13 protein-coding genes are annotated in these 14,613 nt (G+C 74.2%); 2 read left to right on the top strand and 11 right to left on the bottom strand.

What is annotated here, in order from left to right:
• Window positions 1-88: 88 nt before the first annotated feature.
• Window positions 89-964 carry a rhomboid family intramembrane serine protease gene (locus tag AB0D01_RS04800; protein WP_363053570.1) on the bottom strand — a complete coding sequence of 292 codons (876 nt, stop codon included), beginning with the start codon at window positions 962-964 and terminating at the stop codon, window positions 89-91.
• A 111-nt stretch (window positions 965-1,075) separates the two neighbouring features.
• Complete coding sequence (locus AB0D01_RS04795) at window positions 1,076-1,603, bottom strand: peptidylprolyl isomerase (protein ID WP_363053736.1); 528 nt, start codon at window positions 1,601-1,603, stop codon at window positions 1,076-1,078.
• A 147-nt stretch (window positions 1,604-1,750) separates the two neighbouring features.
• Between AB0D01_RS04795 and AB0D01_RS04790 the strand changes: the two genes are divergently transcribed.
• On the top strand, window positions 1,751-2,464 hold the full coding sequence (locus tag AB0D01_RS04790; protein ID WP_363053569.1) for a DUF5324 family protein: 714 nt from the start codon (window positions 1,751-1,753) through the stop codon (window positions 2,462-2,464).
• Between the two features lie 125 nt (window positions 2,465-2,589).
• Here AB0D01_RS04790 and AB0D01_RS04785 read toward each other — a convergent pair whose 3' ends face one another.
• On the bottom strand, window positions 2,590-3,132 hold the full coding sequence (locus tag AB0D01_RS04785; RefSeq protein WP_363053568.1) for a LysM domain-containing protein: 543 nt from the start codon (window positions 3,130-3,132) through the stop codon (window positions 2,590-2,592).
• 136 nt (window positions 3,133-3,268) lie between these two features.
• Window positions 3,269-3,565 (bottom strand): hypothetical protein, encoded by a 297-nt coding sequence (locus AB0D01_RS04780; RefSeq protein ID WP_363053567.1) that lies wholly within the window; start codon window positions 3,563-3,565, stop codon window positions 3,269-3,271.
• A gap of 47 nt (window positions 3,566-3,612) precedes the next feature.
• Here AB0D01_RS04780 and AB0D01_RS04775 point away from each other — a divergent pair, with 47 nt between their 5' ends.
• Window positions 3,613-4,641 (top strand): LuxR C-terminal-related transcriptional regulator, encoded by a 1,029-nt coding sequence (locus AB0D01_RS04775; RefSeq protein ID WP_363053566.1) that lies wholly within the window; start codon window positions 3,613-3,615, stop codon window positions 4,639-4,641.
• A 7-nt stretch (window positions 4,642-4,648) separates the two neighbouring features.
• On the opposite strand, the gene AB0D01_RS04770 is transcribed toward AB0D01_RS04775, so the two are convergent.
• The 7 genes from AB0D01_RS04770 to AB0D01_RS04740 form a co-directional block, all read right to left on the bottom strand.
• The gene (locus AB0D01_RS04770) at window positions 4,649-5,143 is read right to left on the bottom strand and encodes a YbaK/EbsC family protein (protein ID WP_363053565.1); all 495 of its coding nucleotides are present in this window, start codon (window positions 5,141-5,143) and stop codon (window positions 4,649-4,651) included.
• A gap of 68 nt (window positions 5,144-5,211) precedes the next feature.
• The gene (alaS, locus tag AB0D01_RS04765; RefSeq protein WP_363053564.1) at window positions 5,212-7,875 is read right to left on the bottom strand and encodes an alanine--tRNA ligase; all 2,664 of its coding nucleotides are present in this window, start codon (window positions 7,873-7,875) and stop codon (window positions 5,212-5,214) included.
• Window positions 7,876-7,980: 105 nt separating this feature from the next.
• Window positions 7,981-9,225 carry a cytochrome P450 gene (locus tag AB0D01_RS04760; RefSeq protein ID WP_363053563.1) on the bottom strand — a complete coding sequence of 415 codons (1,245 nt, stop codon included), beginning with the start codon at window positions 9,223-9,225 and terminating at the stop codon, window positions 7,981-7,983.
• On the bottom strand, window positions 9,226-10,491 hold the full coding sequence (locus tag AB0D01_RS04755; RefSeq protein WP_363053562.1) for a hypothetical protein: 1,266 nt from the start codon (window positions 10,489-10,491) through the stop codon (window positions 9,226-9,228).
• Window positions 10,484-11,941, bottom strand: coding sequence for an MFS transporter (locus AB0D01_RS04750; RefSeq protein WP_363053561.1), 1,458 nt, complete (start codon window positions 11,939-11,941; stop codon window positions 10,484-10,486). The genes AB0D01_RS04755 and AB0D01_RS04750 overlap by 8 nt, the downstream gene beginning before the upstream one ends.
• Entirely contained in the window at window positions 11,929-13,017 is a 1,089-nt protein-coding gene (locus tag AB0D01_RS04745; RefSeq protein WP_363053560.1) for a S66 peptidase family protein, read from the bottom strand. The genes AB0D01_RS04750 and AB0D01_RS04745 overlap by 13 nt, the downstream gene beginning before the upstream one ends.
• Window positions 13,014-14,612 carry a GNAT family N-acetyltransferase gene (locus AB0D01_RS04740; protein WP_363053559.1) on the bottom strand — a complete coding sequence of 533 codons (1,599 nt, stop codon included), beginning with the start codon at window positions 14,610-14,612 and terminating at the stop codon, window positions 13,014-13,016. Before AB0D01_RS04740 ends, AB0D01_RS04745 begins: the two co-directional genes overlap by 4 nt.
• Window position 14,613 lies beyond the last annotated feature (1 nt).

The following is a 14,613-nucleotide window of genomic DNA, read 5'->3' as shown; positions in this document are numbered from 1 at the left end:
CCCCAGGAGTTATCCACAGCGTCATCCACACCTGAGGAAAAGACAGAAGATCTGTGGATAACTCTGTGGAGAGTTGACGCCGGTGTGATCAGGTGAGTTCGGCCGTCCGCACCAGGATCACCGCCGCCGCCAGCAGGAACACCACCACACAGGTACCCACCTGGACCAGTGTGCGCTTCCTGCCGGCGGTCTGCGCGAAGAAGCCCAGTGCGATGAGGGCGCCCGTCACCAGACCACCGATGTGGGCCTGCCAGGACACCGACCAGCTGCCGCCGAAGGGCACGAAGGTCACCAGCAGCATCAGCCCCAGCGTGACCAGGACGGGCCGCATCTCCCAGCGCATCCGGCGGGCCAGGACCACGGTGGCGCCCAGCAGCCCGCAGATGGCGCCCGAGGCGCCGAGCGTCGGGGTGTTCGGCGCGGTCAGCAGGTAGACGAGGGCGCTGCCGCCCAGGCCCGACAGCAGGTAGAGGGCCAGGTAGCGGGCGCGGCCGAGGGCCGCCTCCAGCGGGCCGCCGATCACCCACAGGGCCAGCATGTTGCCGAAGATGTGCCACCACTCGACGTGCAGGAACACCGAGGTCAGCAGCCGGTGGTACTGGCCGGTGGACACGCCCTCGACGGGCGCCCCGTAGTACTGGACGTAGCGGCCGAGCAGCTCCAGCTGCACCGCCAGCCCCGGCATCGCGTACGCCGCGAGGAACACGGCGACGTTCAGCCCGATCAGGATCTTGGTGACGAGCTGAGGGTCGGCCGAGACGAGGCCGCCCGCGAGCGTGCGCGGGGCGTTGGCGCTCGCGGCGTGCCCGGTTCCCGAGCCCTCCCGGACGCACTCGGGGCACTGGAAGCCCACCGAGGCGCTGATCATGCACTCCGGGCAGATCGGCCGCTCACAGCGCGTACAGCGGATTCCCGTGTCGCGGTCCGGGTGGCGGTAGCAGCCCGGCAGACGGTCGGTGTCCATCGGTCCCCTCGTTCGACGGCGCGGTGCGGGGCGCACGCCCCGCCGGTCCGGTGCGTAACCAGGACGGATACGTAACCAGGACGGACGGGCGGGGCACAAAGGTTCCCCGCGTCAGCGCCGCTCGACGGAGACCGACTGGATGATCACGTCCTCCAGGGGCCGCTCGGTGCGCGGGTTGGTCGAGGCGGAGGCGATCTCGTTGACGACGGTCCGGCTCGCGAGCGAGGTGACCTCGCCGAAGATCGTGTGCTTGCGGGTCAGCCAGGCGGTGGGGGCGACGGTGATGAAGAACTGGGAGCCGTTGGTGCCCGGGCCGGCGTTGGCCATGGCGAGCAGGTAGGGCTTGGTGAAGGCCAGGTCGGGGTGGAACTCGTCGGCGAAGGCGTAGCCGGGGCCGCCGGTGCCGTTGCCGAGGGGGTCGCCGCCCTGGATCATGAAGCCGCTGATGACGCGGTGGAAGACGGTGCCGTCGTAGAGCGGGGCCGTGGTCTTCTGGCCGTCCGTGGGACGCGTCCACTCGCGGGCGCCGGTGGCCAGCTCCACGAAGTTGCGGACGGTCTTCGGGGCGAAGTTCTCCAGCAGCTCGATCTCGATGTCGCCGTGGTTGGTCTTCAGGGTGGCGTAGAGCTTCTCGGCCACGGGTCTGCCTTCCATAGTCATCACTGTCGGTCCAGATCCTCCCACGCAGGGCGGTACCGCACGGAAATCGTCCACTCTTCTGCCCTGTCACGCATGCCGGGCGGCGCTATGGCAGGCATGATCCGACAAAGGGTGGAAAGGTGAACTGTGTCCGCCACCGAGGAGGAGGATCCTGTGACCCGCAAGGACAGCGTGCGCCTGGCCGCCGAGAGCGCCCGGGACACCGTGAGGCACGCGGCGGAAGTGGTGGCGCCCTACGCGGAGACCGCCAAGGACGCCGCGACGCACTACGCGCACGAGGCGAACGAGCTGCTGGCGCCCAAGATCTCGCACATGGCCGAGGAGGCGTCCCGGCAGGCCCGCACGGCCTACGACGCCCACCTCCATCCCCGGATGAGGGCGGCCCGTACGCACGTCCCGCCGAACGTGGACCGCGCCGCGACCCAGGCCTACCGCAAGACCTGCGCCGCCGCGCGGCACGCCGCCGACTACACGCAGCCGCGCATCGAGAGCGCCATCGCCGCGGCGACCCCGGTCGCCGAGGAGGCCGCGTCCCGGTCGACGGCGGCCCTGGCGGCGCTGCGCGGCCAGGTGTCGGCGAAGGAGGTGCACCGACTGGTGCGCCGCCACGAGCGGCGGGCCCGCGCGGGCCGCGTGCTCAAGGGCGCGGCCCTGGTCGGACTCCTGGCGGGGGCCGCCTTCGCGGCGTGGAAGTGGTGGGACCAGCAGTCGAACCCGGACTGGCTGGTCGAGCCCCCGGCCGCGACCGAGCCGTCGTCGCGCGAGTCGCAGCCGGCGAGCTTCGACGACGAACTGGCGGAGAAGGAGCGCGAGCAGTCCGCCGAGGACAAGAAGCTCTGACGTCCGTCCGACGGTAGAAGCCCTTCGAGGTGAGCGGCGCGAAACGGTGAGGGCCCGGATCCACGGCATCGTGTGGATCCGGGCCCTCACCGTCTCTACCGGGGCACCGCCTCTGCTCGGGGCCCCTACTGGGGCAGGGTCAGCACCATGCCCGGACGGATCAGGTCGGGGTTGGATCCGACGACGCCCCGGTTCATGGCGTACAGCTCCCGCCAGCGGCCCTCGTTGCCCAGCTCGCGGCGGGCGATCGCCGACAGCGAGTCCCCGGACCTGACCGTGTACGTACGCTTCTTGGCGGCCGCGGCCGGCTTCGGCGTCGGCGTCGGCCTCGGGGTCGGCGGCACCGGGACGGCCTTGTGCGCGGCCGACGAGGGCGTCGGCGTCGCGGCCCCCGGCGCCCGCCCCGCCACGGGCCTGTCCTGGGGCTTCGGGGGGACCGGCGCCGCCTTCGGGGGGACCGGCGCCGGCTTCGGCGGGGCGGTCGCCGCCATCCGCTCCGCGGCGGCCTTCGTGGCCGCGGCGGCGTCGACGTACTTTCCGCCGATGTCCACGGGCGCGTTCGGCGCGGCGGGCGCCGCCCGGCCCTGCTGCTCGACCTGCTCAGCAGCCTTCTCGGCGGCCTCGTGTTCCTTCTTCTTCTCGGACTTCAGGAAATCGAAGAGTCCCATGTCAGTACGCCTCCGGCGTGATGTCGCCCCCGCACTGGTGTGCCTCCTCCACTGTCGTCCACCCACCCCCACCCGTCCCCACGACACGGCCGAACGGGGGACGTTCCGAGGGGTAAACCCCGACTCCGGGTGACCCTCACCACACGGCCGGCGGACGGATTTCAGCCACCGAAGAGTACAATCTCCAGCGATCCTCGGAGGGGGGCAGTTCCTCGTGAATTGCCTCGACGATGTGACGGGTCTGCCGCAACGCTTCGTCCAGGTCCGGCGAATTGAAGAAGAGCACGACGTCGAACCCGCCGACCACGGGGGAGGCGGTGGTGTGCTGCAAATTCTCTCCGACGTCGACCCTCGATGTCATTTCCCGGATGCGCCGGACCGCGTCGTGCAGGTTCCGCACGTCACCCTCCAGTTTCAGCAGGGTTGCATACACGGCGATATCCCTCGTGATTCTCGCGGGCGGGTCAAGGACGGGGCGATATGACTGGATCTCTGGGCGCCAAGGGGACTTCGGACTCCTCGCTCGCCTGCCTCGGCATCGGCGAACGGGCCGAGGCGGTGTACCGGGCCATGATCAGGAACCACCAGTCGGGTGTCGCCGACCTGGCCGGAGAACTCGGCATGACCGAAATGGAGGTCCGGGAGGGCCTCGACGAGCTCGCCGGATCCGCTCTGGTCCGCCCCTCCTGGGAGGAGCCGGGAACGATCGTCCCGGTCAAGCCCAGCGTCGCCCTCGCCGGTCTGATCTCCACCCAGCAGAAGGAAATCCTGGAACGCCAGCAGCGGCTCGAAGAAGGCCGCGCCGCCATGGCCGACCTCGTCGCGGAATTCGCCGAATTCGACCGGACCCAGGGCGGGAACGGCGGCAGCATCGAGTACCTGCACGGCATGGATTCGGTGCGGAACTATCTGGAGGAGATTTCCGAAGAGGCCTCTTCGGAAGTCCTCGCGCTGATCCCCAAGGCCTCGCTCACGGCCGACAGCATGACCGCCAGCAAAGCCCTCGACGAGAAACTCGCGAAGCGCGGAGTCGACATCCGCACCGTTTATCTCGACAGCGTCCGGAACCATCCCGCGACCCGCCGCTACGCGGCCTGGCTCAATTCGTGTGGCGGCGAGGTGCGCACCCATCCGGTCCTGCCGATGCGCACCATCCTGGTCGACCGGCGCACCGCCGTCCTCCCCCTCGACCCCGACAACTCGGGCAAGGGCGCGCTGGTGGTCCGCGAGCCGAGCGTGGTGGTGGCCCTGCTCGCCCTCTTCGCGAAGATCTGGGACGCGGCCCGCCCGCTCGGCACCGCCGAGGTCCCCGACGACCTCGGCCTCAGCCCCCAGGAACGGGAACTGCTGCGCCTGCTGGCCTCCGGCATGACCGACGAGGCCGCGGGCAAGCAACTGGCCATCTCCGTGCGCAGCGTCCGGCGGCTGATGTCCGACATCATGACCCGCCTGGACGCCCGCAGCCGGTTCGAGGCGGGCGTCCGGGCCACCGAGCGGGGCTGGCTGTGACGGCGGCTCACCGCGCGATCCGGGCCACCGCCGGGCGGGCCAGCTCCAGGTAGTCGGCCACCGCCAGCTCCACCGACATGTCGAGCCGTCCGGTGTTGAAGTACACCGTCGGCCGCCCGGTCAGCTCCTCGTCCACGAGGACCTCCAGCCCGGCGGCCTCCGGGCCCAGCGCGAAGGGGACGATGGAGCCGCTGACGCAGCCTGTCAACCGCTCCGCCACCTCCCGCACCGCGAACGAGGCCTCGGTGCCGCCCATCAGCTCGGCGACGGCGGCCAGGTCCACCCTGCGGTCGCCCGGCACGACGGCGAGCACGTAGCGCCGGCTCCGCTTGCCGAGGGCCACCCGCAGCACGATCGACTTGGCGGCCCGGTCCAGGGGGTGGCCGCGCAGCGCGCTCGCCACGTCCGTCCGCCCCTCCGGCGGGTGCGCGATGAACCGGTGCCGCGCGCCGGCGGCGCGGAACAGCGCCGCCAGCGTCCGGTGCACGTCCACGGAACCCACCGGGGCGCTCGTACGCTCCACCGCCGCGGGGACCGGCCGGGTCAGGGTCGCCGGCCCGGCCGGGGCCGTCACCGCGCGCTCCGGCTCAGGACACCGGCCGCGCTCGCCCGCGCCAGCGACAGGGCGTCGCCCAGCTTCTCGACGTGCCGGCCGCCCGCGCTGGCCAGGGCCCCCTTGCCGCCCGCGCCGCCGCCGATCGCGGCGGCCGCCTCGGCCAGCACCTCGCGGGCCTCGATGCCCTGCTCGCGCAGCCGGCTGCCCACCGCGGACGCCAGCAGGGCCTTGCCCTCGTGCGGGGTGCCCAGCACGACCACCCCGACGCCCGAGGCCAGCCGCTGGGCCACGGTGGAGGCCAGTCGGCGCAGCTCCTGCGCGTCCACCCCGTCGACCCGGGTGGCCACCAGCATGCCGCCCGGCATCGCCTCGGCCTTCTCCGCGAGCGTGCCGGCCAGCGCCGCCAGCTCGGCGCTGCGCATCCGTTCCACGTCGGCCTGGGCGTTCGCCAGCAGGTCCAGCCGCTTGCGCAGGGCCTCGGCGGCGTCCTCGGGACGGGCCCCGAGCAGCCCCGACAGCTCCCGCAGCAGGGTGCGCTCGCGGTCGGCGGACAGCAGCGCCTCGTGCCCCGTCCAGGCCTCGATGCGGCGCAGGTTGGAGCCCACGGAGGACTCGCCCGCGATGCGCAGCCCGCCGACCTGCGAGCCGTGCGTCACGTGGGTGCCGCCGCACAGCTCGCGCGAGAAGTCGCCGATGTCGACGATGCGGACCGTTTCCTCGTACTTCTCCCCGAACAGGGCCAGCGCGCCCGCCTGTTCGGCCTCCGCCCGGTCGGCGTACCAGACCCGCACCTCGGGGTCGGCCAGCAGCCGCTCGTTGACGCGGGCCTCCAGCTCGCCCAACTGCCCGGCCGACAGGGCGGAGAAGTGCACGAAGTCGAAGCGCAGCCGGCCGTCGTCGACCAGCGAACCGTGCTGCGCGGCGTGGTTGCCGAGGAGTTCGCGGACGACGGCGTGCAGCACGTGCGTGGCGGAGTGCGAGCGGGCCACCGCGGCCCGGCGGCGGGCGTCGACGACCGCCTCGGCCGCCTCCCCGGCGCGGATCTCCCCCTCGGTCACCCGGGCGGTGTGGACGTGGAAGCCGGGCAGCCCCCGCCGGGTGTCGGTGATCTCCAGGACCGCGCCGCCCGCCGTGCGCAGCACGCCGGTGTCGCCGACCTGGCCGCCGCCCTCGGCGTAGAACGGGGTGGCCGCCAGGACCAGTTCGACCTGCCGGCCCGCGCCCGCGGCGGCCACCGGCTCGCCCTCGTCGAGGAGGGCCAGGACGGTGGACTCGGCGCTGAGCCGCTCGTAGCCGAGGAAGTCGGTGCGCCCGTGCCGGGCCACCAGGTCGCGGTACGCCTCCTGGCGGCGCAGGGCGGCGGCCGTCTTGGCCTTGCCGCCGCTCTTGGCGCGCTGCTGCTGGGCGGTGAGGAGGGCGGCGAAGCGGTCCTCGTCGACGTCCAGGCCGGCGTCGTGCGCGGCCTCCAGCGTCAGCTCGACGGGGAAGCCGAAGGTGTCGTGGAGCTCGAAGGCGGTCTCGCCCGAGAGGGTTCCCGCGTCCTGCTCCTTGGCACGGCGCACGGCGGCGTCCAGCAGCTTGGCGCCCTGGCGCAGGGTGCGGCCGAAGGACTCCTCCTCGGCGTGGGTGACCTGCTCGATCAGGTGGGCGTGCTCGACCAGTTCGGGCCAGGCGGTGCCGAGGTTCGCGATCACGCTGCCGGTGACGGCCGGCAGCAGCGGGCCCTCGACGCCCAGCAGGCGTCCGTGGCGCACGGCACGGCGCATCAGGCGGCGCAGGATGTAGCCGCGGCCCTCGTTGGAGGGCATGACGCCGTCGGCGATGAGGAAGGCCATCGCCCGGGCGTGCTCGGTGACCACCTGGAAGGAGACCTTCTCGGCGCCGCTGCCCGGGTAGCCGCGGCCCGCGAGTTCCTGCACGGTGTGCAGGGTGGGGGCCAGCAGGTCGGTCTGGCAGACGTTCTCGACGTCCTGGAGGATCACCGCGAGGCGTTCCAGGCCCATGCCGGTGTCGATGCCCTTCATCGGCAGTTCGCCGAGGATGGGGTAGTCGGTCTTGCCCTCGCCCTCGCCGCGCCCGAACTGCATGAAGACCAGGTTCCAGATCTCCATGTACCGCTCGTCGTTGACGGCCGGGCCGCCCTCGGGGCCGAAGGCCGGGCCGCGGTCGTAGTACAGCTCGGAGTTGGGGCCGCAGGGACCGGGCACGCCCATGGACCAGAAGTTGTCCTCCTTGCCCAGCCGCTGGACGCGCTCCGCGGGGATGCCCACCCGCTCCCACATGCGGATCGACTCGTCGTCGTCGAGGTAGACCGTCGCCCACAGCCGCTCGGGGTCGAGGCCGTAGCCCTTGGTCACCAGCTCGTAGGCGTAGGCGATGGTCTCGGACTTGAAGTAGTCGCCGAAGGAGAAGTTGCCGAGCATCTCGAAGAAGGTGCCGTGGCGGGCGGTGCGGCCCACGTTCTCGATGTCGGAGGTGCGGGCGCACTTCTGCACCGAGACGGCGCGCGGGAAGGGCGGCGGGGTCTCGCCCAGGTAGTAGGGCTTGAACTGGTTCATGCCCGCGTTGGCGAGCAGGAGCGTCGGGTCGTCGGGGACCAGCGGGCTGGAGCGGACGTGCTCGTGGCCGCGGTCGGTGAAGAAGTCGATGAAGGTGGAACGGATCTGCTGGGACTGCACGGGATCACCTCGGTACGGAACTGCGGAAGCGTGGGGGCGGGGCGGGGCGGAGCGGGGCGGCAGGCGCGGCGGGCCGTGGCTCCGGGGGTCTCGGGGGCGCCCCCGTCAGACCAGGCAGGGGATCGACGACACGGACGTGACCCCGAAGGCCGGTTCGCGCACCAGGGCCGGGGTGCCGGCCCGCAGCCCCGGGTGGCGTGCGTCCAGGGCCCGGAACAGGGCCTCGACCTCCATCCGGGCCAGGGCCGCGCCGAGGCAGAAGTGGCCGCCCCGGCCGAAGGCCACGTGCCGGCCCCCGGTCCGCCGCACGTCGAAGCGGTCGGGGTCCTCGAAGACCTCCGGGTCCCGGTCGGCCGCCGCCAGGACCAGCACGACCCGCTGCCCCTTCGCGATGCGGTGACCGGCGTACGCGAAGTCCCGCAGGGCGGTGCGGGGCGCGAAGTGGAACGGCGAGGAGTGGCGCAGGGCCTCCTCCACGGCCGCCGCGTACGGGACCTCGCCCGTGCGCAGCGCCCGGTGCTGTTCCGGGTCGGCCAGCAGCTCGGCCATCCCGACGGCGGCGGCGGTGGCCACCGGTTCGGCGCCGCCCGTCAGCAGCTGCGCGAAGAGGGCCGTGACCTCGCGGTCGTCCAGGGAGCCGTCCGCGTACAGGCCGCCGAGCAGGGCGGCCATCGGGCCGGAGCCGCGGGGCAGCACCGTGCCGGTCACGTAGGCGGTCAGCTCGCGGACGGCCCGGCCGGCGGCCAGCGCGGTCCCCTTGTCCAGCACCGGCATGCTCAGGTAGCCGATCAGGGCGTCCGACCAGCGCAGGACGTCCTCGCGTTCGGCGTCCTCGATGCCGAGGAAGGCGCAGATGGCGGTGAGCGCGTACGGGCGCGCCACCTGCCGGAAGAGGTCGCCCTCGCCGGGTTCCAGGCGGGCGGCGGCCTCCTCGGCCGCCACCCGGACGGTGTCGGTGAACGGGGCGAGGCTGCGCGGGGTGAACGCCCGCTGGAGCGCCTTGCGGGCCTTCAGCTGGTAGGGCGGGTCGGCGAAGACCAGCCACTTGCCGAGGAACTCCTCGACGGGCGCGAACGCCGCCCGCATGTCCCCGGTCATCGCGGCGAGCATCTCGGTCTTGTCGCGGGCCCCCAGGGCGCTCTCCATCAGCAGCGCCTCGACGTCCGCGTGCCGGGTGACGTACCAGCTGCGGGTCGGCTCGTTCCAGTGGACGGGCTCGTGGGCGCGCAGCCGGGCGAAGAAGGCGGCCGGGTCGAGGGCCACCTCGGCGGAGAGGATCTCCCGGGGGTCGAAGGCCGGCGCGACGGGGAGGGCCGGCGCGGTCGTGGTCGTGGTCGTGGTCGTGGTCATCTAGGGCACCTCCTGGGTGGTGTCGGGCCCGGCGATCTCGTCGGCGGTCCGGGTGATCGCGTCGCCCAGCGCGCGCAGGGCGCCCTCGTCGAGGACGGCCGGGTCGGCGGTCAGGTCGAGGTACAGGCGCCCGTCGGGGTGGGCGGGGTCGACGGTCTCGGCGGTGAGGTCGAAGGGGCTGGAGCGCGGGATGAGTCGGGCGGGGGCGAAGGCGGTGCCGTCCAGGAGCAGGGAGCGCGAGGCGCAGCGCGGCCAGTCCGAGAAGAGGGTCCGCACCAGGGGGCCGGGGGCGGCCGTGGCGCAGGCCTCGCGGATCTCCGCGTAGCCGAGCCGCTGGTGGCGCAGGGCGAAGGCGGCGGAGCCGAGGACGCGGCGGAAGTCGGCCACCGCCCCGGCCGGGCCCGCGTCCGCGCCGGTCCGGATCCGTACGGGGACCAACCCCGCCCGGGGTCCGATCGGCGGGGCGGCCCCGTCGCCGGGCCGGGCGGGCACGGGCAGGCCCACGCAGAAGTCCCGCCGGCCGGTGAAGCGGGCCAGGGCGAGCCCGTACACCGCGAGCAGGGCGAGCGCGGGCGTGGCGGTGGGGTCCCCGGAGCGGGCCAGGAGCCGGTCGAGCACCGGCCGGGCCAGGGGCAGCCGCCGCTGTACGGGGCCGACCCCCGGCGGGGCCACGGGCCAGGTCAGCGCCCCGACGCCGGCCAGGTGCGCGGCCCACGCGGCGCGCAGGGCCGCGTCCCCGTCGGGGTCGGGCGCGCCTGCCGCGGCCGTCCCCGACGGGGCCGGGCCGGCGGCGCCGGGATCGGCCTCGGCGTCGTAGAGGCGTTCCAGTTCGGCCTCCAGCGCGGGCACCGAGGGGCCGTCGACGGCCGAGCGGTGCACCTGGACGACGAGCAGCGCGCCCCGCGTCCAGCGGTACAGCTCGGCCCGCAGCAGCGGTCCGCCGTCGAGGTCGAAGGGGCGCCCGGAGCGGGACTCGGCGGCGCTCAGCGCGTGGTCGACGGCGTCCCAGCCCTCGCCGGGGGTGGCGTGCACGGCGACGCCCTCCGGTTCCCGTCCGCCCCGCAGCGCGGGGTGCCGCTCGGCGAGTCCGGCCAGGGCGGCGGCGAGCCGGTCCGGGTCGACGCGGTCGGCGCCGGTGGCGAGGTAGCCGAGGGTGACGACGTCATCGGGCTCGGTGCCCGTGAACCACCGCAGCTCTGCGGGGAGTTGGCTGGAGGACAGCATGGCGACTCCTCTGGTCGACTCGTGGATGCGCAGCTCAGACACGTCCGGCTCCCGCCGCTTGCGGCGCGGCGTCCGCGTCCGCGCCGGGCACGTCCGCCCCGGCGGATCCCGCCGCGGCACGAGCCGACGCGCGGGCACCGGCATCGGACCCGTCGCGGGACGGTTCCGCGGCCGGCGCGGGAACCTGACCGGCACCGGAAACCGACGCGGAGACGGGCCCGGAGACCGGCTCCGCGACCCGCTCCGCGACCGGCTCGGCGACCTCCGCGCGGCGCAGGAGGGGGGTCGCGGCCAGCAGGATCGGCGGGATCAGGGCGCACACCACCGCCAGACCCACGACGAAGGCCGGACCCGAGCCGCCCGCCACGAGCACGCCCGCGGCCAGCGGACCCGTCACGAAGCCCACCGAAGTGGCCGACCCGTAGGCGGCGTTGAAGCGTCCGCGCAGTTCCGGCGCGGCCAGGGAGTTCACCAGCGACGGCATGCCGGCCGCGTACAGGGTCTCGGCGACGGCGAACAGCGCCATCGCGGCGATCAGCACGCCGAGCTGCGCGCCCCGGCCGTCCACGGCCACCGCGCACAGCACCAGCGCCCAGTTCAGGGCCCACGCGAGCGCCGCCACGGCCACGGTCCGGGTGTGCCGCCAGCGCTTGATCAGCTCGTGCAGCGCCAGCTGCGCCCCGATGACGCCCGCCGTGTTCACCGCGAACAGCACGGCGAGTCCGCCGGAGTCCACGTCGGTGCTGGTCAGCACCACGGCGGGCAGGCCCGCCTCCAGCTGGCCGTAGGAGGCGAAGTAGAGCGCGGTGCCCAGCCCCATCACCAGCAGGAACGGCCCGTTCGACAGCACCCTGCGGTATCCGGCCGCGCCTCCGGCCCCGCGCCCGCCGCCGGAGGCGGTCGGTTCGGCCGCGTCCAGGCCGCGCAGCAGGAACATCGCGACGGCGATCCCCAGGTAGCTGAGCGCGTCCGCCCCGTAGAGCAGGCGGAAGGACAGCGGGTGCGAGACGGTCGCCAGCGTGCCGCCCAGCAGGCCGCCGATGCCCATGGCCGCGTTGGCCAGGGTGAAGCTGGACCCGAAGACCACCGGGTGGGACTCCGCCGGGACCGAGCCGGCCAGCAGCGTGTTCCACGCGGACGAGCCTCCCAGGCCCAGGCCCCACACCGCCGCGGCGAGCAGGAAGTGCCAGGCCTCGGAGGCGAAGGCGTAACCGGCGACGCCGACCGCGCTCAGCAGCATGTGCGCGGCGGCGGCCCGCCGGGCGCCGATCCGGTCGGCGAGCCGGCCGGCGTGGAGCCCGCCCAGGATGACGGCGACGGAGGTCACCGACACGGCGTGCATGGCGGTGGTCAGCCCGAGCCCGTTGATCTGGTGGATGTAGACGACGAGGAACGGCAGGACCAGGCCCGAGCCGACGTTGTTGGCCGCGCCGAGCGCGAGCAGCGTCTTGGCCGGGCGCGGCAGGGCGCGCAGATCCTTCAGCAGGGACACGACGGACCCTCCTTCCGCGGGGTGGTGGCGGCGACGGGTCCGACCGCGGCGGTGAGCGTCCGCACGACGGGCCGGCCCTCGTGGGCCTCCACGCGCGCGCTCGCGCCCAGCGGGACGGTGAGCATCGGGTCGGTGTGCCCGAAGGGCAGGTCCAGCACGATCGGCACGTCCGACGGGAAGGCGTCGAGCAGGATCCGGTGCAGCGCCTCGGTGTGCTCGGCGCCGTACGGGCCCCCCGGGGTCCGGCCGACGAGCACGGCGGCGGCCCGCCCCGCGATGCCGAGGTGGCGCAACTGCGTCAGGCTGCGCTGGAACGCCGGTACGGCCGCGCCGTCCGCGGTGCCCTCCAGGCACAGCACGAGCGGCCCGTCCGGGGGGCGCAGCCAACGGGTCCCGGCGAGGAAGCCGAGGGTGGGGACGTTGCCGCCGAACAGGACGCCTTCGGCGGTGCCGGGGCGCAGGACGTACGGGGCTCCCGGGAAGCGGGGCCGCTCCTGCTCGTCCGCGCCCGCCCAGTCCCCGCCGGGCTGGGTCCACCAGTCGGGCAGCGGCCAGGCCGCGCCCGGGGCGGACGCGCCGGACAGGGTGCTCCGCAGGTGGCCGGTGGTCTCGGCGTGGGGGCGCGGCCATTCGCCGAACTGCGGCAGCAGCGCGGGCCCGTAGAAGACGGTGGTGCCGGTGAGGGCCTGGCAGCCGAGCAGCAGCGCGGTGTTGTCGCTGTAGCCGACGAGGATCTTCGGCGGCAGCGTGGCGAGCGGGTCGAGGTGTTCGAGGAGGTCGTTGGAGTTGTTGCCGCCGATGGTGGTGAACACGGCGCCGACCTCGGGGTCCGCGTAGAGCTCCAGGAGCGCGCGGGCCCGCTCGCGGCCGGTTCCGGCGATGGAGCCGGCGTAGCGGCCCTCGGGGGCGAAGCGGACGGTGCAGTCCAGTTCGGCCTCCAGCGCGGCGACGGCCCGGCGGGTGCGCTCCGGGAAGCGGCCGGCGGCGTAGGCGCTGGTGGCGACGACCCCGACGACGGAGCCGGGTGCCAGGCGGGGCGGGAGCGCGCCGGCGGGCGATCCCGGGGCGGTGCTCACGCCGCCCCGAACAGGTAGCGCAGGGCGTTGCCCGCGAGCAGGGCCCGCGCGTCGGCGCCGCTCAGTCCGAGCGAGCCGAGGATGCGGCGCACGGCCTCGGAGGTGCCGGCGCCCAGCACCCGGCCGTCGTCCCAGGGCTGGAGGTGCCAGGGCGTGTCCAGGGAGAACATCAGGCGGGGGCCGCACTCGGCGATCAGGGCGGCGAGGCGCATGTCGGAGTCGATCGGTCCGGGGTCGCCGACGGTCCGCTCGCAGACGGCCTCCCAGGGCCCGAGATCGGCGTGGACCCCGGGCTGTTCCAGTACGTCGACCAGGCCCGGGTTGTTGAAGCCGAGGTGCGCGAGGCTGATCCGGGCGCCCGCCCGCACGGCGGCGGGCACGGCGTGTTCGCGGATCTCGGCGAGGTCGCCGAGGCGGCCCTCGGGCGAGCAGTGCAGGACGGTCGGCACGTCCCAGCGGGCGGCCAGGTCCAGGTAGCCGCGCGCGACGTACTCGGAGATCGGGGTCTCGGCGGCCGGCGGGTGCCACTTGAGGGCGAACACCTCGTCGAGGCGGCCCTCGTAGTCCGCGGCGAAGTCGTCGGCGTCCCGGAAGGGGTCGGCCATCAGGGCGGTCATGGGCAGGCCGGCGGCCGGCGGGTTGTCCTTGCGGAAACGGGCGCAGTCGTCGAGGAGTTCGAGGTTGCGGTGGCGGATGACGCGGCCGCACGTGTCGGGGTCGACGGGCGTCCCCTCCGGCTTGAAGCGCCGGTAGTACGGCATGGGCAGCACCAGGGCGCCGACGACCGACGGCGGCTCGGGCAGCAGGTCCCGGCCGAGGGAGGTCAGCAGTTCCATCAGCTCCTCGACCGACTGGCGGTAGGTGTGCTGGGACTCCTCGCTGTGGAAGATCAGTTCGGCGCCGGTGTGCTCGTGGGCGCTGATCAGCGCGGTCCGGGCGCCCTCGGGGGCCGTGGCCGCCGCGGTGAGCAGGGCGCGCACCCGGTCGCGTACGCCCTCGCCCACCACCGGTACCTCGGCGGCGGGCGGCTCGTCGGCGGCCGGCGCCGGCAGGTCGCCGGGGATCAGGCCGAAGACGACGTGGTCGACGCGCCCGTCGTGGGTGGTGCCCGCGCCGCGCAGCACGCCCTCCCGGGTGAAGCCGGACTTCAGGGCCACCCGCTGGGAGGCGGTGTTCCCGGTGGCGGCCAGCAGGGTGATCCGGCGCACCGGGGTCTCGGTCAGGGCCCACCGCGCGACGGCGCGGACGGCCTCGGGGGCGAAGCCGCGACCGCGCGCCCCGGGGACGGTCCAGTAGCCGATCTCGGTGGTCAGTTCGGTCCAGTTCGTGGACTTCAGGCCGAAGCAGCCGACCAGTTCGCCGGTCCGCGCGTCCTCGGCGGCGAACTGGATGCCGTCGCCGCCGGTCAGGGACGCCGGGGCGCCCTCGGTGCACCACCAGCGGGCGTGCGCCTCGGTGTAGGGGCGCGGCAGCGGCAGCCAGCGCTGGGTGGTGGCGTCGTCGCAGGCCGCCCGGACGGCGGGGACGTCGCGCTCGGCGAAGGGACGCAGCACGAGGCGCTCGGTGGTGAGGACCTGTTCGGTGAAACGATTCATC

It is taken from the genome of Streptomyces sp. NPDC048606, assembly GCF_040650855.1.
GTDB lineage: Bacteria > Actinomycetota > Actinomycetes > Streptomycetales > Streptomycetaceae > Streptomyces.
This window is presented reverse-complemented; position numbering and strand designations above follow the sequence as displayed.